We start from the raw sequence: 19,687 nt of genomic DNA on the forward strand, positions 1-19,687 counted from the left end.
GTGACTGCAAAACAAGGCCACTCCTGCAAGATCTGCAGGAGTGGCCGGTTCTTCAGGCGTGATTGATATCCCGGTCCTTGGTCTCAGGCAGGAAGAAGATACCCAGCACCGCAGTCATCACCGCGATGACGATCGGGTACCACAGCCCATAGTAGATATCCCCGGTGGCCGCCACCATGGCAAAGGCCACTGTCGGCAGGAAACCGCCGAACCAGCCATTGCCGATGTGGTAAGGCAGCGACATCGAGGTGTAGCGGATACGCGCCGGGAACAGCTCCACCAGCCAGGCAGCGATGGGGCCGTAGACCATGGTCACGTAGATCACCAGGATGGTCAGCAGCAACAGCACCATCGGGTAGTGGATCTTCGCCGGGTCAGCCTTTTCGGGGTAGCCGGCCTCCTTCAGTGCGCCGGTCAGGGTAGCGGTGAATGCATCGCCCTGGGCCTTGAGCTCGGCCGCCGCCAAGCCTGTGCCCTCGAAGCTTGGAATGACCCGTTCGCCGATACGCACCTGCGCCACACTGCCGGGCTCTGCACGTTCGTTTTCATAGGGGGTGGCGCGCTTGGCCAGCAGGCTCTTGGCGATATCGCAGGAACTGGTGAATTTCGCCTTGCCCACGGGATCGAACTGGAACGAGCACTGCGCCGGGTCGGCAATCACCACCACCGGGTTCTGCTCCTGGGCGACGAACACATCCGGGTTGCCGTACTCGGTCAGGCCCTTGAAGATCGGGAAGTAGGTGAGCGCGGCAATGATGCAGCCCGCCATGATGATCTTCTTGCGCCCGATACGATCAGACAGGCTGCCGAACAGGATGAAGAACGGCGTACCGATCAATAGCGAGCCTGCGATCAGCAGGTTGGCGGTCTGAGGGTCGATCTTCAGGGTCTGCAGCAAGAAGAACAGCGCATAGAATTGCCCGGTGTACCACACCACTGCCTGGCCGGCGGTGCCGCCCAGCAGCGACATGAGCACCACCTTGAGGTTATCCCAGCGCGCGAAGGATTCGGTCAGCGGCGCCTTGGACGCCTTGCCCTCGGCCTTCATCTTCAGGAACACCGGCGACTCGTTGAGCTGCATGCGGATGTACACCGAAATCACCAGCAGCAGGATCGAGATCAGGAACGGGATCCGCCAGCCCCAGGCTTCGAACGCTTCGGTGCCCATCACCGTGCGGCAGGTCAGGATCACCAGCAGCGACAGGAACAGGCCCAGTGTCGCGGTGGTCTGGATCCACGAGGTGAAAAAGCCACGCTTGCCGGGCGGTGCATGCTCAGCCACGTAGGTCGCCGCGCCACCGTACTCGCCGCCCAGCGCCAGGCCTTGCAGCAGCCGCAGGGTGATGAGAATGATCGGCGCCGCCACGCCGATGCTGGCGTAGCTGGGCAATATCCCGACCACGGCAGTGGACAGGCCCATGATGATGATGGTGATGAGGAAGGTGTGCTTGCGCCCGATCATGTCGCCGAGACGGCCGAACACGATGGCCCCGAACGGCCGCACGGCAAAGCCTGCGGCAAACGCCAGCAAGGCGAAGATAAACGAGGTGGTTTCATTGACGCCGGCGAAGAAGTGCTTGGCGATGATCGCCGCCAGCGAGCCGTAAAGGTAAAAGTCGTACCACTCGAACACGGTACCCAGGGACGAGGCGAAGATGACCTTGCGCTCCTCCCGACTGATGCCGCGTTGGGGCGCGCTGCCCGTCGATGTGCTGTCGATTGCCGCCATGGGTTGCCTCCGTCGTGTTCTTGTCAGGCCGGAGCACCTCAAAAGAAACAGCATCGCACCCTGGCCCCGGGTCTAAGCAGGACTACGGTTGCGCGAAGCACGACAGGGCAGGCTGCCCAGAATCGCAGCAAGGTACGTTGAAGCATAATCGGGATTGCGCGGATATCCACTGAGGATTGGAGGCTGCCCGGCGATCGAAAGAATCATCCCTGCTGCTGTTGGCCGACAGGTCCTTTCAACTCGACCTGGTTGCCATCGGGGTCATAACAGTACAGCGACAGCCCCTCGCCCTCGGCGCCGTATCGCGACTCCGCAGCCTCGACCACGACCCCGGCAGCACGCAGGTAACGGGTCAACGCCTGCTCGTCGAACGGATCGATACGCAGGCAGAAGTGATGCAGGTTGCGCCCGCTCTCGCCTGCCGCAGCGCCGCCCGGGCGACCGAGCTCACCGTCCAGGCTCACCAGATCGATCATCGCGGTGCCGGTGGCCAGATGGATCATGCCCAGGTCCGGGCGCTCCTTGCTCACCCGGCAGCCGAGTACATCACGGTAAAACGCGACGCTGCGCTGAAGATCGCGCACGCGCAGCACCAGATGATCGATATGGCGAATGGCAAAGGGACGCATGTGGCAGCTCCTGGTCGCAGCTCCGAAAGTGCATCGCAGCACCATAACCGATCCCTCGCAGGCAGGACAATTCGCTATCAGGCGTTAACCATCTACAGACGCGCGCCTCCCTCCAGCTCGTCCAATGGGCGCTTCCACGAAAGGAGCACTCCATGAGCAACCTCACCAACCAACATGAAGCACAGGTCCTGCGCACCTTGCCGAACTGGAGCAAGGACCTTCATCCGAAGCACTTCAGCGCACTGCTGGACACCCAACGCAGCCCTCACCTCTACCCCAGCGGTCACGCGTATGACTGGTACTCCTCGGCACTCCCCGAAGATCAGCAGGCGCTGCGCAATGCACTCGACCAGCGCGCCAAGAGCCTGCGAGCCCTGCAAACCAGCCTCTCGGGGCTGCAGGGCATCAGCGATTTCTGTCGGCCATTGCTGCAAAAGCGCTTCGACAAGGAGCTGCCGGTCAAGGTCGTGAACAAGGAGCAGTCGGTCGACGTCCTGCAGTACTACACTCAAGATTCCAAAGTCGCACAACCAACACGCGGCCAGACGGAAACGGTATACCTCCCCTCGGGCCCTCCCGTGTACCGCTCCTTGCTCGCCGCTGCGCTGCACAACTTCAAGAGCGAGCTGGACACGCCTCGTTTCTCCGGTATACGTCTCGCCAAGGACGATGACCGATTCTTTCCAAGCCTTGACCTGAAGAAGTTCATCACTCTAACCCGCGATCTGGACCTGGGTCAGAAGTACCAGGAGCACCTGGCCGCCATCTATGATGGCAGTAATTCCGAGCAGATCAGCCGAGATTCGATCAGCGCACGCCAGGACGAGTTGAGGGTGCAAGCGCGCATCGCCTACCTCAAAGGCGACGTCACTTCCGACACACTCGCTGCCCTGCATACGCTCTGCGCCGACCTGCCCGCCAGCAAGCAAGCGCCCTATAGCATCAAGTGCCAGTCGCTCAGTGTCTTCGGTTTTGAGCTGTACGAACTCATGCTGATTTCGATTGCGACGCCCAATGCTACGTGCGTGGTGCTCTACCTCCCTGGGGACAGCACCGAGACGCTGAAAGAATTCAAATCAATGGCCGCCTGCCATATCCACCTGCGCACACGCCTGCTCGATCCAAAGGTCCGCCAGTCCTTCGTCGAATACACTTCGCGCGCCGTGCAGCCTGCACTCAACGGCCGATTGCGCAATGCGCTGTACAGCAACCCGACTGCAGACGACGCAGCGCTGACCGCACGGACGACGGTCAACCTGGACACGAACCTGACGACCCTGCCGTCTAGTCCGTGGAAGGAACTGGAGATACGCCATGTCAGACGTTTGAAGGCCGATGCCCGCGCGATTGTGGTACCGACCGCCGATGTCGATGCCCAAGCCCGCCTGGAGCGCCTCGAATTCTGGGGTGTCATCGGCATGGACATCCTCAACATTGCGGCCGTCTGCATACCGGGGCTCAACCCGGTCATGAGCCTGGTGATCGGTGCGCAGATGATGGGTTCGGTATTCGATGCGCTGCACGCCTGGGAAGAAAATGACAACGCCCAGGCCATCGCACACTTGAAGTCACTGGTAATCAATGCTGGCTTGCTGATTGGCACAGTAGCCGGTGGCGCGGTACTGCAATCGCACTTTGTCGATTCGATGCAAAGCATTAGCGTCAATGGCCAGGAGCGGCTGTGGAGCCCGAACATGGCAGGGTATGCCAGTGACCTGGAACTCCCCTCCGAGCTCGAACCCAATACACAGGGTCAGTATGTCTACCAGGGCAAGACCTATGTCCGCCTGGGCGAAGACCTCTACGAGCAGTTCCAGGACATGGACGGCCAGTGGCACGTTCGCCACCCAAGCGACCCGAACGCCTATAGCCCTGTGCTTGAGCACAATGACGCCGGGGCCTGGCGCGTGGCGCACGAGAATCCCCTGACATGGGACCGTGAGACTCTGCTCCAGCGCCAGGGCTCGGCGGCGCGCAACCTCAGTGCAGAGCAACGCGACACGGCGCTGCGCAGCACCGGCTTGAGCGCGGACGTTCTACGTCATCAATTGGCAGAGGATGGTCGAACACCTTCACAGTTGTTGGACGCCTTCCAGCGCTTGCGCACCAGCGAAGAGATCTCTGGCCTGACACGCAGCGTTCGCGAAGGAACACGCTTCCCGGCATACAAGAATTTCGCCCTCAATGCCCTGACCCATTTGCCGGAATGGCCGAGCGATCACGTTCTGGAAGTCTTCAAGGGGAGCGAGCGTGCAGGCGAATCCGTCACCTACCTCAGGGCCAGTAGGCCCGGCGATCATGTGGTGCAGCTCAGCAGACAGGAGCTGGAGAATGGCGAACTGGTCAGCAGTGTGCTGGCTCAGATGGATCCCGAACAAGCTGCGCGTCTTGCGCCGGTCGAAGCTGGACAGGCATCCCGGATCCAGGTCTTGCAGGAGCGCCTCGCCAACCAACTCGAAGCCAACCGCCAGTCGATCTTCGACAGCCTCCGCGCGCCTGCGGCCGAGCACAGCTCGTTGGCGGCCGAACGCTTGTCGCGGCAGTTTCCCAGCCTGCCGGGCGTGGCGGTGGATGAGATCGTCGAAAATGCCAGCCCGCAAGAGCGCGCGCGGATGAGCAGCCCTGATGGACGCGTCCCACTGCGCGTCGCCGAGGAAGCGCGCCTGATGCAAGCCCGCATTCGCCTGGATCGGGCCATCCTTGGTCTGAAACAGGCCGATCTGGCGACTGCCGATACCGCACTGCTGCGCGAGGGGCTGCAGACACAACCGCCAAAGAGCGATGCCGCGCTGTTCGAGCTCGCCACCGCCAACCGAGACATGGCCCGCCAACTGATCGGCCAGCAACCGGTCAGACCCGGCTTCCGCTCCCCTCTGCGCCTGAGCGACGGTCGGCTGGGCTATCCGCTCAGTGGCCGGGGCGTCTCCAGGGCGCGAGCAAGGCTCGCCAGGCTTTACCGAACACACAACGAAAGTCGGATCGATGACCTGATAGCACCACTAGGCACAGGTCGCGTATTGGAGAACAACATTTCTCGCCTTGAGTACGAGTGGCACACACTCACCCAGGATATCGACCGATGGGTGGACGCTTCACGAAATGCTGGTACGGAGTCCGGCGGAGTAGACGTGGCGCTGATGGACGCTTGGCGAAATCCGCAGGAGCACGAGCTGGAAATCCACAACATTGGCAGCGAGACCCCAACGCTGCCCAAGATTTCGGCGCGCTTCTCGAATGTCCGCACATTGCGCCTCAATCGGTTGGGGTTGAGGGCACTGAACCCCGATCTGCTTACTTGCTTCCCGGCTCTGGAAGAACTTGAAATACTCAACAGTTCGCAGCTCAGCGAATCCTCCCTGTCAACGGCGCTGCGAGCGGCACCAAATCTTCGCAGACTGGTACTCAGAGACACCGGATTGACCAGGCTCAGCCCCCAGATGCAGGAAACCCTGGCCAGCCTGCCCTCTCTGCGAGAGCTCGACCTGGGGCACAATGCACTCACCCTGAGTGCTGCGAACATCGACTTCCTCGCCGCACGCCGCCTGGATACCCTCAGGCTGAACAACAACCGCATCACACTCGATGCTGCCAGTGCCGAGCGTTTCCAGGGGATGATCCACATCCAGCAATTGAACCTGCGAGCCAACCCTCTGGGCGTAGCGCCTGATGTTGGCTACATGGCTCGGCTGTCGCACCTGAACCTGTCGCGCTGCGACCTGGAGCAATGGCCACAGGGGCTGACGACCCTGATGAGCCAAAGGCACTACCAGCTGCGCCAGCTCGACCTGTCGATGAACCGTATCCACACCCTACCCGACCTTGAAGATATCCTTGCCACGCCTTTCGCCGAGGGTATCAATAGGCGCCAGGCGGGCATGCGCTGGACCTTCAACTACAACGGACTGGAGCCAGAGGTCCGTGCCGGGCTTGCCCGCATTCAACTCGTTGTCCACGAAAACGAAGGCGTGATCGGCCTGACAGAGGCATTCATACAGACCAATGCCACGCTAGAACAACGTCTGCTCTGGGCCAATCTATTCGGAACTGGCGAAAACCAGCCACTGCTGGACAAGCTGGGCTTGTTGCTCGATTCGGCAGACACTCGCCAACAACCTGCTGCCATGCGCAATCGCGTCTGGGCAGTGCTCAAAGCAGCAGGTGAGAGTACCGAGCTGCGTGAAAGGCTCAACGATGTCGCGGAACACTATCCCACCACTTGCGGTGATGCCGGCGCCGACGCATTCAGCGCACTGGAAACGGAGGTCAGCTTGCAGAAGATCAGCAACGGCGACTTCACCCTCAGTGAAAAATGGGCCTTGTTGCGCCAGCGTTACCGGCGAGAGCTGGTCAACAACCTGGCTGATCGCATCGCCCTTGCGCGCACGCTGCGTAAAGTCGGCCTGCAGCGGAGGCTGGAAAACAGTGCCGAGGACATCCCTGCGCTTGATCAGCTGGACGACCCAGATGCCATTCCGGACGATGTGTTGATCGATGGACTGGTCGACGACATAGAGATTCGCCTGGCGTTGCGCCAGGCACTCGCTGAGGACTTGGACTATCCAGAGCCGAGCGAGAACATGCTCTACAGGCCGACTGCCCACCTGTCGTACAAGGTGGAGGCCAACGTAAGCAAGGAAGTGACGCGTCTGGATACAGATCCGGCAGGGCCCCGCCAATGGATCGTCGAACAGCCCACCTGGCAGCTCAGCCTCAGGCGTGCCCATGCCTCACAGTTCGAGGCGGTCACCGAGTTCTGGCGACCCGGGCTTGATTACCTGCAGTACTGCCGCGACTTCGCTTCGCAAGTAAACGGCGAGACCGTCGAGCTCGAGCCCGTCACTTCGTTGTCGACCTCGGTCAGGAAGGCCCTGGAGAAAGCGATCGCTCAAGAGCTGCCCAGCAGTAACGGGAAACTGCAGCCGTTGCTGCTCACCGATGAACAGGACGTGGCGGCATTCAATGCGCTGCGCGATGAGCAGACGAGCGTCGAGCGCGGACTGTTCGAAAGCCTGACCCGGGAAGTCGAAACCGACTGACGCTGTGAATCCTCACTGGCCGCGCAGGTCCTCGAAGTAGACGTGCCGGCCTTGTACCTGGGTGGATGCGCGAGGCAGTGCCGCTGTCTCGCCGCTGACAGCTTCCACATGCCAATAGCAGTGCCTGATCGCCCGCGTCACCCCGACGTAGGCCAGGCGTTGCGCCTCGTCTTTCTGCGCACTGTCGAACGGCTGCGCATCCCCGGTACGCCCCAACCCGGCCATGCGGTAAACCTGATTCTTGTAGGGCGAACTGGTCAGGTATTGGCAATCGCCGAGCATGAACACGGCATCGGCCTGCAGGCCCTTGGCGCTGTGATAGGTGAGCTGACGCAGACGACGCTGCTCAGGCGGCAGGCTCGAATCAGCCCTGACCACAGACTCTATATGATTTGAAATCAGCAGCTTATCGCTACTTTTTCGAAACAACATCATCACTGTCTCGCCACGCTGGTAATGCTCGATCAGGGTTTGCCCGAGTGCGGCCTCATCGCGCTCGAACACCTTGACCGGCGACAACGGCAACGCAGCAGCGCCACCACAGGCCCTGGCCTTCTTGCCGGTGATTGCCGCTGTGCCGCGCACCAGGTGTTCCGCCGCATCGATGATGTGCTGCTGACTCCGGTAGTTCTCGACCAGCATCACCCGGGTATTGGCCGGCGATGGGAAGGTCTTGCCGAACTCCATGAAGTACTTTGGTGAACTACCGCGCCAGCCGTAGATCGATTGCCAGTCATCACCCACGCACATCAACGACGAATGCGCAGCGTTGCGCCCGGCATGCATGCCTGGGCCACGCCTGCGAATCTCACGCAGCGTCGCGCGCAGCCAACTGACGATCTGTGGCGAGACATCCTGGAACTCGTCGATCATCAGATGCGCCAGCGGGCGTAGCAGCGGGTCTGGCAACAGTTGCAGGTTCTCGGGGTTGTTCTCGCCGAACAGCGCGAACATGCGGTTATAGGTCATCACCGGCGGGGACTGTCCGAGCAGGTGGGCCTCCAACGCCTTCCAGTACAGGGCCAGGGCTTCGAAGAACGGCACATCGCTGTCGCCCGGCGCAAAGCTCATGCGAGCAACAGCACTCCCGACCTCCAGCCCCAGGTTCTCGATGAAGCTCGCCGCACCGACGAAGGCATCGAGTAATGGCGTTGGGGCCAGTTCACCCTTGACCTTGAACTCGAACCCAGGCCCCGCCACCGCATCACCCGCCAGCGACGCGGCGAGACGCTTTGCCGAGGTGTAGTTATCCAGCCAAATCAGTGGCTTATCGCAGAAAGCTTGAAACAACGTGCGCTTTACAGCCCACTCGGCACGCACCGACAGCTTGGCGTTGGCACGTTGGTACTGGGCGCTTTCCGACGGGTCGAAGCCCAGTACCACCCAGGCATCGAGCCCTTCAAGACGCCCGTGCACATGGAAGCGCTGGCCACGGATCTGCACCGTTTCCCGGCAGGGCTCGATGCCCTTGATCGGCCAGGCGCCCGCAGCGAACCACAGGTCTTCGATTACGTCGCACAACTCTTCGTCGCGCTGGGCCGCCAGTTGCGTTACCTGTACGCGCTTCTGCACATCAGGATGATCCGGATCGAGCGGCTTGAGCTGCAGGGACTCCTGGCGCATCGTCGCGACCAGTTCCGCAAAACGTGGACTGTCACGCAGCAGGTCGCGATAACACAGATTGAGCTGCTGGCGCTGGGCATCGTTCAGGCGCAGATCGAAAGGGTTACCTTCGCTCTCGGCTTCGCTGCCGGCAGGTACATCGTTGCCCAGGGTCTCGAATGCGCGCAGTTGAGAGAACCCCGGCAAGCTGCGCACCAGGGGCAGTATGCGCGAATGGAAGGTGCGCACCAGGTCACGGGCACGGGCCGGCGGCAGGTCGATCTGCCAGAGGGCGAAGACCTGCACCAGCCGTTTTATGAAGTCCTTGCGCGACTCACGAGTGAAGGTGACCACGGTCATGGCGTCCAGCTCGAAGCCCAGATAGTGACGCAGCAGCAGGATACGCAGCACCAGCGAAGTGGACTTGCCGGCGCCGGCCCCCGCCACCACGCAGGTAGACGGCGTATCGCTGAAGATCAGCTTCCATTGCGCGGCACTGGGTTGGGCGTCGGCAGGTAGGCGCTGGCCGACATCGGCCTTGAAGCGTTTCTTCAGCTCTGCTGTCAGCGGCAGGCGCCAGTCGTCGAACAGCTTGTCGTCCTCGCCGGGCACCGCAGCGCCGTCCGGGCGGCTGTCGCGGATCACCAGGACCTGGCGCCCCGCCTCGTACCCTTCGGCGCGGCCACGTTCATAGCCGTCACGCAAGCCATCGGCGTGCCCGCTGCGCTGGCCAGTGGCATGGCCGAGGAACCATGAGTCACGGTGCTGGGCCTGCAGACGGCTCAATCCACGCCCGAGCAGGCGAGCGGCGAAGCGGCGCAACCAAGGCAATTGCGCGGGTGGGGTCAGGTCCAGTGGCGCCGGGGGCTGCTCGAAAGACACGGTCACTCCATTGCTAGTCGAATCAGCGGAACATGTTCCACCGAACCGCTGAAAAGTGCCAGCTAATGCTTGCAGATCATAGGATTAGGCGATGAAACGCAGAAAGCACCACAACCAAAACCATCTATTTATCAGATAAAAACAAGTCGATATTTACGCTTATTTTCGATACTTGAAAGGCGCATCATGGCCCCATTCCCACTTACCGAGGACCCTGATCATGCTGCAACTGCGCCCCTTTGAAAGCCTCGGCCATGCCAACCACGGCTGGCTGGATGCCCATCATCACTTTTCCTTTGCCGAGTACTACGACACCGAGCGTATGCACTGGGGCAACCTGCGCGTATGGAACGACGACCTGATCGCCGCAGGCAGTGGCTTCCCGCCGCATCCGCACCGGGACATGGAAATCATCACTTACGTACGCGAAGGTGCAATCAGCCACCAGGACAACCTGGGTAACAAAGGCCGCACCGAAGTCGGTGACGTACAGGTGATGAGTGCGGGTACTGGCATCGTGCACAGCGAGTACAACCTGGAGAAGGTCGACACGCGCATCTTCCAGATCTGGATTGTGCCGGACAAGGTCGGAGACGCACCGTCCTGGGGGACTCGGCCGTTCCCCAAAGGTGAGCGAGGCGAAGGCTTCGTGACGCTGGCCAGCGGCCGTGTCGAGGATCAGGATGCTCTGCGCATCCGTGCCGATGCACGGCTGGTGGCCGCGACCCTGCGTGCCGGCGAGAGCGCCGAGTACCGTTTCGATGCCGGACGACGCGGGTATCTGGTTCCGGCCAAAGGCGTGGTCGAGGCCAATGGCGTGCGCGCCAAAGCCCGGGACGGGATTGCCGTGGAAGGCGAAGAGGTGCTGCGCGTCACGGCGCTCGAGGACAGCGAGATCGTGCTGGTGGATGTGGCCTGAGCCAGATGGCCAAGTCGTACTTTTCGCGGGCTAGCTCGCGAATCGTACGACTTGGGTCTGTATGAAAAGCCTTGAGACGAAGGTCAGGCAAGGCGAAAACAGCCGAGGAACGGCCGGGGTCGCGCTCGACTTTACGGGTTGTAAATGAGCATTCCGAGGCTGTTTTCAACGCAGCATCACCGAGTATCAAGGTTTTTCATACAGAGCCTAGGTTTACGACACCGGCGTTGCCGGTAATCGCAAGACAATCAGCTGATCGCCGCATCCACCAGTGCCTGGGCTTCCTGCACCAGGCGCTGCAGGTGCGCCTCGTCAACGAAGCTCTCGGCGTAGATCTTGTAGATGTCCTCGGTACCCGATGGACGCGCGGCAAACCAACCATTGGCGGTCATCACCTTCAGGCCGCCGATGGCCTGGCCGTTACCTGGCGCGTGGCTGAGGATCTGCTGGATCGGCTCGCCGGCAAGCTCGGTGGACTTCACCTGCTCAGGCGCCAGCTTGCTCAGCAGCGCTTTCTGCCGCGCATCGGCCTTGGCCTCGACCCTGGTGGCGTACGGCTTGCCCAGCGCTGCGGTGAGGTCGGCATAGGCCTGGCTCGGATTGCGCCCCGTGCGTGCAGTCATCTCGGCCGCCAGCAATGCGGGAATCAGGCCGTCCTTGTCGGTCGCCCAGACGCTGCCGTCCAGACGCAGGAACGAAGCGCCCGCACTCTCCTCTCCACCAAAACCAAGCGAACCTTCGAACAGGCCCTGGGCGAAAAACTTGAAGCCCACCGGCACTTCATGGAGCTTGCGCCCCAACCGCTCGGTGACCCGGTCGATCATGCCACTGCTGACCACGGTCTTGCCGACCGCGGCGTCGCTGCGCCAATGCGGGCGGTGGCGGAACAGGTAGTCGATGGCCACGGCAAGGTAGTTGTTCGGCTGCAGCAGGCCGTCACTGGTGACGATACCGTGGCGATCATGGTCCGGGTCGCAGGCAAAGGCCACGTCGAAACGCTCGCGCAGGCCGATCAGCCCTTGCATGGCGTATGGCGACGAAGGGTCCATGCGAATCTGCCCGTCCCAGTCGACGCTCATGAAGCGGAAGGTCGGGTCGACCTCGGTGTTGACCACTTCAAGGTTCAACTGGTACCGCTCGGCAATCGCCGACCAATAGCGCACGCCCGCGCCACCCAGCGGATCGACACCCAGGCGCAGGTTGGCTTTACGGATGACCTCGAAATCGATGACGTTTTCCAGGTCGGCCACGTAGCTGCTCACGTAGTCGTGACGCTGGGTAGTGGCAGCCTGCAGAGCCTGGGCGTAGTCAATGCGCTTGACACCCGCAAGACCTGCAGCCAGCAGTTCGTTGGCCTTGGCTTCGACCCACTTGGTCACATCGCTGTCAGCCGGGCCGCCATTGGGCGGGTTGTATTTGAAACCACCGCTCTGGGGCGGGTTGTGCGAGGGGGTGATGACGATGCCGTCGGCCAGACCCTGTTGACGACCGCGGTTGTAGCACAGGATCGCATGGGACACCGCCGGGGTCGGGGTGTACTCGTCGTCCTTGGACAAGCGCACCTGCACGCCATTGGCCGCCAGGACCTCCAGCGCGCTGGCGGTGGCCGGCGCCGACAAGGCATGGGTGTCAGCACCGATGAACAGCGGACCATCGATGCCCTTCTCCTGGCGGTAAAGGCAGATCGCCTGGGTGATCGCCAGCACATGATACTCGTTGAAGCTCAACTCGAACGAAGTGCCTCGGTGTCCGGAAGTGCCGAAGGCCACGCGCTGCGAAGCGACCGCAGCGTCCGGGCGACCGGTGTAGTAGGCGGTCAACAGGCGGGGAATATCGACCAGCACGCTGGCCGGAGCCGGCTTGCCTGCCAAAGGGCTGAGCGTCATGCAGAACCTCGAGTTCAACGGATGTAGGTGTTGGAACGCGCAGTGTACTGGGAGTTGCAACGGCGCGCGATGGGGCCGGATCAGTTGGCGGCGGTATGCCACCAGCCAGGAAACATCTGTTGCACCCGCGGCTCACTGAAGCGCTCATCGATCAGAAAAAGCACGCCACGATCCTGGTCGCCCCGAATGACTCGACCAGCCGCCTGGATCACCTTGCGCACGCCAGGGTACAGGTACGCGTAGTCAAAACCGCTGCCAAACTGCCGGGCCAAACGTTGCTTGAACTGTTCGTTGACCGGATTGACCTGGGGCAAGCCAAGGGTGGCGACAAAGGCACCTATCAGCCGGGTGCCCGGCAGGTCCACCCCTTCAGCGAAGGCCCCGCCCAGTACAGCGAAACCTATCCCTCGCCCATCCGCCACGAAACGCGCCAGAAATCCCTCGCGTGCGGCCTCGTCCATGCCCGGCGCCTGCCGCCAGTGCGGCACCTCGGGGTGCCGTTCGGCGAACAGGGCCATCACCTGCTCCAGGTATTCAAAGCTGCTGAAGAACGCCAGGTAGTTGCCCGGCTGACGCTGGTACTGCTCGCCGATCAGCCCGACGATCGGCGCCAGGGACGCACTGCGCTGCTGAAAGCGGGTCGAAACCTCACTGACGATCCGCACCTGCAACTGCTCGGCGCGAAATGGCGCGGCCACGTCCAGCCAGGCGGTGTCTGCCGGCATACCCAGCAAGTCGGAATAGAAGCGCCGAGGCCCTAGCGTCGCCGAAAACAGGGTGACGCTGCGCGCCGCAGCCATTCGCGGGCCAAGCAGGCGCGCGGGCACCACATTACGCAGCGTCAGGGTTGCCAGACGACGGTTTCGCGGGCCGTTACGCAGGCTGACATCGAACAGGAAATGCTCATCGAACAGCTCGGCCACACGGCTGAACTGCAGGGCATGGAAATAGAACTGCAGGACCTGCGGTTCGACGTGCGCAGGCGCCTGCTCCATGGCCTCCTGAATCAGGCCAACGCACTGTTGCAACGCCCGCAGGAATGCCTCGGGCAATTGGTCACTCGCCTGGTACGGTGCCCGCTGGGACTTGTACAACGCATTCCACTGGCGATTGAGACGCTCCAGAGCGCTGCTCAAGCCCGCCGGCTTGGCCTTGCGCAAGGCCAGCAGTTGCCCTTGGTCGAGGCTTGCGCTGTACATGGCGCGGCCGCGCTCCACCAGGTTATGCGCCTCGTCCACCAGCACAGCCACCCGCCACTGGTTGAGTTGGGTCAGGCCGAACAGCAGCGCATGGGCGTCGAAATAATAGTTGTAGTCGGCAACCACCAGATCGACCCAGCGCGCCATCTCCTGCCCCAGGTAATACGGGCAGACCTGGTGTGCCAGCGCGACCTCCCGCAACCCCGCACGGTCGAGCAACACCACCTGCGACGCTGCTTCGCGAGCCGCTGGCAGCCGATCGTAGAAACCCTTGGCCAGCGGACAGGACTCACCATGACAGGCACTGCCCGGGTACTCGCAGGCTTTGTCCCGGGCAATCAACTCCAGCGCACGCAGGCTGGGCTGCGGGGTGGTGTCGGTGATCTGGCGCAGTGCGTCGAGCGCCAGTGCCCGGCCTGGTGTCTTGGCGGTGAGGAAGAGCAGCTTGTCCAGTTGCTGCGGGGCCATGGCCTTGAGCAGCGGAAACAGCGTGCCGAGCGTTTTGCCAATACCGGTACTGGCCTGGGCCATCAGGCAGCGCCCGGTGGCCACGGCCTTGTACAGGGTTTCTGCCAGTTGGCGCTGGCCCTGGCGGAACTGTGGGTACGGAAACGCCAGCCCCTGCAGATCGCTGTCCCGCAGGCGCAGGCGTGCGGCCTGGGCGTGCGCCCAGCCAAGAAAGCGCTGGCACAAGGTCTCGAAGAAGTGCTGCAGTTGCGCGGCATGCTGCGGCTCGCTGAACAAGGTCTGTCGGTCGCTGTCGACGTCCAGGTACACCAGCGTGACCTCGATCCGCTCCAGCCCACGCGACTGGCACAACAGCCAGGCATAGACGCGGGCCTGCGCCCAGTGCAATTGCCGATGATTGTCCGGCTGGCGGTCGAGATTGCCGCGGTGAGTCTTGATCTCCTCCACCCGGTTGCGCACCGGGTCGTAGCCGTCGGCTCGCCCCCGCACCCGCAATCCCTGGTACTCGCCCTCCAGCGATACCTCCGCCTCGTAGCCAGAACCGCGCCGCGCAACAACCCGTCGATGGCCGTCGATGCCCTGTTGGGCGGTGGGCGACGGCGTGAAGCGCAAGTCCAGGTCGCCGACCTTGGCGGCAAACTCACACAGCGCACGTACCGCCACACTCAGACTCACGACGCGGCCTCGCACCAGCGCACATGGCATACCGCGACCGGCATGCCGTGCTCACGGCAGAAGTCCAGCCAGCGCAACTGGTTATCCTGCAGGCGGTCACCCGGCCCCTTGACCTCGATCATGCGGTAACGCCCCTGCCCCGGCCAGAACTGGATGAGGTCGGGCATACCTGCGCGGTTGTTGCGAATATCCTGCAGCAGGCGCCGGAAACACTGCTTCAGATGCTCGGCAGGAATGCAGGCCAGGGCCTGCTCGAGCAGCGCCTCGTTCAGTACCTGCCAGAACACGAACGGTGACTGCAGCCCATGCTTGTTGGCAAAACAGGTGCGTATCGCCTGTCGGTAGCTGCCATCGTCGAGCCGCCCCAGGCAGGCCTCGAACAAGGCGGCGCGGCGCACCGAGAAATCACTGTCGTGCAGATCCTGGGGCGCCGCCTGGTAAGGGTGAAAGAACGCGCCGGGCAGCGGCGCGAAAATCGCCTCCCAGCACAAGAGGCCGAACAGGCTGTTGAACAAGGTGTTCTCGACGTAATGGACCTCGCCGTCGGCGTGCGCCAGGTGCAGGCGCACCGCTTCCTCCACGCCCACTGCGGACATTTCCACGGGCAACGCCAGTTCGATGAGTGTCTGCACGGCAGCAGACGCGCGGCGTCGAGGCGGCCCTCCGAGTTTGCGTGCAAGGCGCGGCAGCATACGCGCCAACGCCTGGACCTCGAGGGGATTGGCCGTGGTCTGGGCCATGTGTGACGCCAGTGCCTGCGCCCTTTGCCACTGCTCGCTGCGCTCGAGCACACGCACCTGGCGAATGCGCGCCTCGGGGTGGTCGAGCCCATCGTAGACACTCAGGGCCAGATCCCATTGCCCAAGCCGCTCGCAGCGCTGGCCAATTGCAAACAGCAGACGTGCGCGACGCCTGGCCAACCAGGGATTGCTGCTGTTGGCCCGCTCCAACGCCTGCAGCAACGTACTTGGCGCCTCTCCCTGCTCCAGCCGCTCGGCGCAAGCATGCAAGGCCATCGCCAGATCGACCTCCTCGCGCTGGCGCAAGGCGCGCGAATCCGCACTGAAGCTCACCTGCTCATAGCGCAGCACGCCCAGATCGGCCAGCACGAACTCCGACCAATCCTGATAAAGATTGCCAAAGAACAACAGGCGCAGGCGGTCGCACAGGGGTTGCAAGCGCCACTGCAGGATCTGCACCGGCGCCTGCTCGAACCAGGCAGACAGTGGTCTGTCTGGCAGGTCCAATGGCCGCAGCGCAGCCAGCAACTGGGTCTTGGTCACGCGAGGATGGGCCAGTTGATCGGCAAAGCAGGTAAGCAGTTCGTCCCGGCGCAACAAGGCGAACAACTGCTCCAGGCCCAGTATCGGCCTCGCGCAGACCCAGCCCAGCGTGAGCAAAGGCTGCAAAGCTGCGCCCGTGTCGCCGATCTCGGCATATTCAAGCCGGTCGCCGCGAAACAGCTCGCCCTTGCGCATGACCATGCGCACCAACAGTGCCTGCGTCGGCTGGGCCAGCCCGCTGAAGACTCGGAGAAAGTCTTGTTCGTGCGGGTCAAGGATATCGGCGTATCGGTGTTCGACCCACCTCAGCACCTGGCGGAAGTTGTGCAGGTAATAGAGCGGATCTTCGACGGAATGGGCAATCACGGCATGGCGTCGCAGGCAAACATGAATACTGGTTATACATACAGACGAGGCAACCTGGCAAGCGCGCCGGATCGACGGTCAGTTCGACCTGTCTTGTGCGTTGCTACGCAAGCACTGCAGCCTTTTTCCGAGCGCTTCGAGTGCCTGCTCCAGCTCGCCGGCGTCGTCCCCCTGCCAGGCCAGCAGCAGGTGGTGGTCATAGCCGTCTCGCAGGCTGAACAGATTTCCAGGTGCCGCCAGCAGCGCCGAAGTTTTCAGGGCTTCCACCAACTGACGCACATCCACTGCCAAGCCCAGGCGACACCACAGGACACGCCCGCCTTCAGGTTCGCTGAACGCCAACAGACTGCCCAGATGCTGCTCGACGGCATGGCATAGAATCGCCATGCGTATTTGCAGACGGTCGCGCATCTGCTGCAGATGACTGTCCACATCGCCTCGGCTCAGCAGACAGGCCACCGCCTGTTGACGCCGCGGGGGTAGCACGAAACTGCGTCGCACAAAAGCCTCGCACACTGCCGGGTGCCGACTCAGTACATAGGCGTAGGGCGCTTCGGCGCCGATCATGCCTTCCAGCGAACCCAACACCAGCAGCCAGTGCGGATCGACCCAGTCGCGCAGGCGCGTCTCAGGTGGCGCAACGAAACACTGGTCGCTGTCCAGGTCGTTTTCCAGCAGCCACGTCGGATATCCCGCCAGCAGACGCGCCACTTCACGCTGCTCATCCAGCGACACCAGGCGTCCCGGAGGGGTCGCCAGGCATGACGGCATCAACAGCAGGCGTACGGTCTCGCGCTTGAACAGCTGTGCCAAGGTATCCAGGTCCAAACCACCCTGGGTATCGAGCGGCCACTCGACAACGCGCATCCCCAGCTGTTGCAAGACCTGCAACTGTTGCCAGCAACAGGGCGTCGCCACCAGTACCGTGCCTCCTTGCAAGTCCAGCGCAAGCAGCAATGTCTGCAGTAACGCCTGGACATCCGTCGCCAGATGCACGTCCTCAGCTCGCCAGAACTGCCTGGAAGAACGGGTATGGCGGGCGGCCAGCGCATTGCGCAGCAGCGCGCTGCCGGTCTGCGTCAGCGCAGACTGTCGCGCCAGACGCCGCTCATGCGCCAGCAACAGCGGCTCGAGCGCCCCACATGAGAATGGCGGGAGAATGAACGGTGCGCACTGGCCGGTGCTCGCCCTCGGCGCACTGGCGGGCTCATTGACCGGCACCTGCGCAAAATATCCGGACTTGGGCACCGAATGTACCCGCCCCTCGCGCTCCAACAGGCTGTAGGCATACTGCACCGTGGCCAGGGAAACCCGCATGCGCCGGGCCAGGTCGCGCAGCGACGGCAAGCGCGGATCCCCTCCCTCGCGGGCATGGCTGATCAGCGTTTCGAGGTATCGATAGACCGTCTGATAGGCGAACTCGCGCCGCACGGAACGCCCCATCAACTGGCGACCTTCGCCATCGCTTCGGCACAAGTCAAGGGGTGCGCCAGCAGCCGCAGCCGAACGTCACGCCGTGCCAGCTTCGCGACCAGCCGGGATGCCGTATGCGGCAGCCCCCCCGAATAGATGACGCGCAACTGCGCCAGGCTCAATCCACTGGTACTGATCAGCCAATGGACGACCGCTTCCGGACACGGCTGCCCCTGCAGGGCACGGTGCAGATAGGGCAGTGCAACGCGCATCGCCGGATGGCAGCGCTGCAGGAACGCCAACAAGCCACGGCCCTGCTCGGCGAACGGGGCGTACAACAGGCACATCAGCTGGCTATCGTCGATAGCATAGGCCTCCTGAAACAGATGCCTGCCCGTGCCCTTCCCCGACCGGACGGCGTCGCGCCTGCCCAGCAGACATTGATCGCGCAGTCGCTGCAGGTGAGTCAGGTACGCAGGGTCGAAAAACGCAGCCAGCGGCTCTTCGCGCGCTGACGCAGGCATCTCGATACCCAGCATGTGAAACAGCGCGTCCTCCCCTCGGGAGTCATTGATCAGGTCATCGACCGCGATCACCCGCAGGGGCGTCTGGCCCTGGCATGACGGGGCTCTCGCCTCGACGTGCTCCGTAGGCCTGGCAGCCAGTGCTCGCAGGCGCCCCAGCGTTTCGCACAACACTGCGGCGCACTGGTGTATGGCATGGCTTCCGCGCTCGCCGGTCAGACGCATGACGGTACGACTCCAGGCCAGGTAACGTCGCCGCTGCCGCACAGGGATCGCCGTGACTAACGCGCTGGGCATCGCCCCCTGGGACAGGATGCGGCGCAGCGTTTCGGCCAGTTCAAGGTGCAGACGACTGCCTAGCAAGGATTCTGCTCGCCCAGCAGAAAGGTGACCGAACATCAGCAGCGCTTCGCGCTCGTACGATGTGCTGGCAGCCGACGCGGCGCGGCGGCTGAAAGGCTGCAGTTGTTGGCCGCCAGCCAGCAGTAACTCCACACGGGGGTCATCCTGCAGGAACAGCGCACTGAAGGTGCTCTCCAGACCGCCAAGCACCTCTGCTCCCGGTGCGGGCTGGCAAGCGACCACCACTTGCAGGCGAAACGTGTGGGGCGCGCGTAGCGCGATGCTCAGTTGCGCAGCACGCAGAAACGCCAGCAGGCGAGTGTTGCATCGGTCATGCCCGTGTATCACCAACACACGAAAGTCCCCGATGTACTCCACGCCACCTGCCGCCACCAGCAGGCGCTGAATCAGCAATTGAACGCAGGCCCGTTGCGCCTGGGACATATGTTCCAGCAGACGATCCAGTACTTGCTGATATATGTAGTGCATGGCCTGCTCATGGATATTGCTCATATGGTCCACTCCATTCCTTGAGCGCAAAGAAAGCCGGCATTCACCGACGTGAGAAACAGGTCGCGATTCACTTCCAAGATATTTCCCACAAGTTATTAGGAAATTTCCAGGCAACAGTAGGCCGGCACTCACTCAATGCAGAGGCATTTGCAATGCCCATGCAGGCGCCCTGGGCCGCATCAGCAGCGCCAACACGCTTCATTCAGCCGAGCCACGTCAAG

General features: G+C 62.6%; 10 protein-coding genes. 2 read left to right on the plus strand and 8 right to left on the minus strand.

Features of this window, described 5'->3' with window-relative positions:
- Positions 1 to 52 precede the first annotated feature (52 nt).
- Positions 53 to 1,729, minus strand: coding sequence for an MFS transporter (locus HU748_RS11735; RefSeq protein WP_186664228.1), 1,677 nt, complete (start codon positions 1,727 to 1,729; stop codon positions 53 to 55).
- Positions 1,730 to 1,932: 203 nt separating this feature from the next.
- Positions 1,933 to 2,358 carry a VOC family protein gene (locus HU748_RS11740; protein WP_186710558.1) on the minus strand — a complete coding sequence of 142 codons (426 nt, stop codon included), beginning with the start codon at positions 2,356 to 2,358 and terminating at the stop codon, positions 1,933 to 1,935.
- 152 nt (positions 2,359 to 2,510) lie between these two features.
- Between HU748_RS11740 and HU748_RS11745 the strand changes: the two genes are divergently transcribed.
- Positions 2,511 to 7,394, plus strand: a complete 4,884-nt coding sequence (locus HU748_RS11745; RefSeq protein ID WP_346655465.1) for an NEL-type E3 ubiquitin ligase domain-containing protein — start codon at positions 2,511 to 2,513, stop codon at positions 7,392 to 7,394.
- 12 nt (positions 7,395 to 7,406) lie between these two features.
- On the opposite strand, the gene HU748_RS11750 is transcribed toward HU748_RS11745, so the two are convergent.
- Positions 7,407 to 9,878: a UvrD-helicase domain-containing protein gene (locus HU748_RS11750; RefSeq protein WP_186720422.1), complete on the minus strand. Its 2,472-nt coding sequence runs from the start codon at positions 9,876 to 9,878 to the stop codon at positions 7,407 to 7,409.
- A gap of 220 nt (positions 9,879 to 10,098) precedes the next feature.
- On the opposite strand from HU748_RS11750, the gene HU748_RS11755 reads away from it, so the two are divergent.
- Positions 10,099 to 10,797: a pirin family protein gene (locus HU748_RS11755; RefSeq protein WP_186664220.1), complete on the plus strand. Its 699-nt coding sequence runs from the start codon at positions 10,099 to 10,101 to the stop codon at positions 10,795 to 10,797.
- A gap of 248 nt (positions 10,798 to 11,045) precedes the next feature.
- Here HU748_RS11755 and pgm read toward each other — a convergent pair whose 3' ends face one another.
- The 5 genes from pgm to HU748_RS11780 all read right to left on the minus strand — a co-directional run bounded on the left by pgm (position 11,046) and on the right by HU748_RS11780 (position 19,466).
- Positions 11,046 to 12,683: a phosphoglucomutase (alpha-D-glucose-1,6-bisphosphate-dependent) gene (pgm, locus tag HU748_RS11760; RefSeq protein WP_186720424.1), complete on the minus strand. Its 1,638-nt coding sequence runs from the start codon at positions 12,681 to 12,683 to the stop codon at positions 11,046 to 11,048.
- Positions 12,684 to 12,763: 80 nt separating this feature from the next.
- Positions 12,764 to 15,025: an ATP-dependent DNA helicase gene (locus tag HU748_RS11765; RefSeq protein WP_186720426.1), complete on the minus strand. Its 2,262-nt coding sequence runs from the start codon at positions 15,023 to 15,025 to the stop codon at positions 12,764 to 12,766.
- Entirely contained in the window at positions 15,022 to 16,674 is a 1,653-nt protein-coding gene (locus tag HU748_RS11770; protein WP_186720428.1) for a VRR-NUC domain-containing protein, read from the minus strand. The genes HU748_RS11765 and HU748_RS11770 overlap by 4 nt, the downstream gene beginning before the upstream one ends.
- Before the next feature lie 78 nt (positions 16,675 to 16,752).
- The gene (locus tag HU748_RS11775) at positions 16,753 to 18,117 is read right to left on the minus strand and encodes a PLP-dependent aminotransferase family protein (RefSeq protein ID WP_186720430.1); all 1,365 of its coding nucleotides are present in this window, start codon (positions 18,115 to 18,117) and stop codon (positions 16,753 to 16,755) included.
- Entirely contained in the window at positions 18,117 to 19,466 is a 1,350-nt protein-coding gene (locus HU748_RS11780; protein WP_186720432.1) for a hypothetical protein, read from the minus strand. The genes HU748_RS11775 and HU748_RS11780 overlap by 1 nt, the downstream gene beginning before the upstream one ends.
- Between the last annotated feature and the right edge of the window lie 221 nt (positions 19,467 to 19,687).

Source organism: Pseudomonas sp. RW3S2 (genome assembly GCF_014268955.1).
GTDB classification, from domain to species: domain Bacteria; phylum Pseudomonadota; class Gammaproteobacteria; order Pseudomonadales; family Pseudomonadaceae; genus Aquipseudomonas; species Aquipseudomonas wayambapalatensis.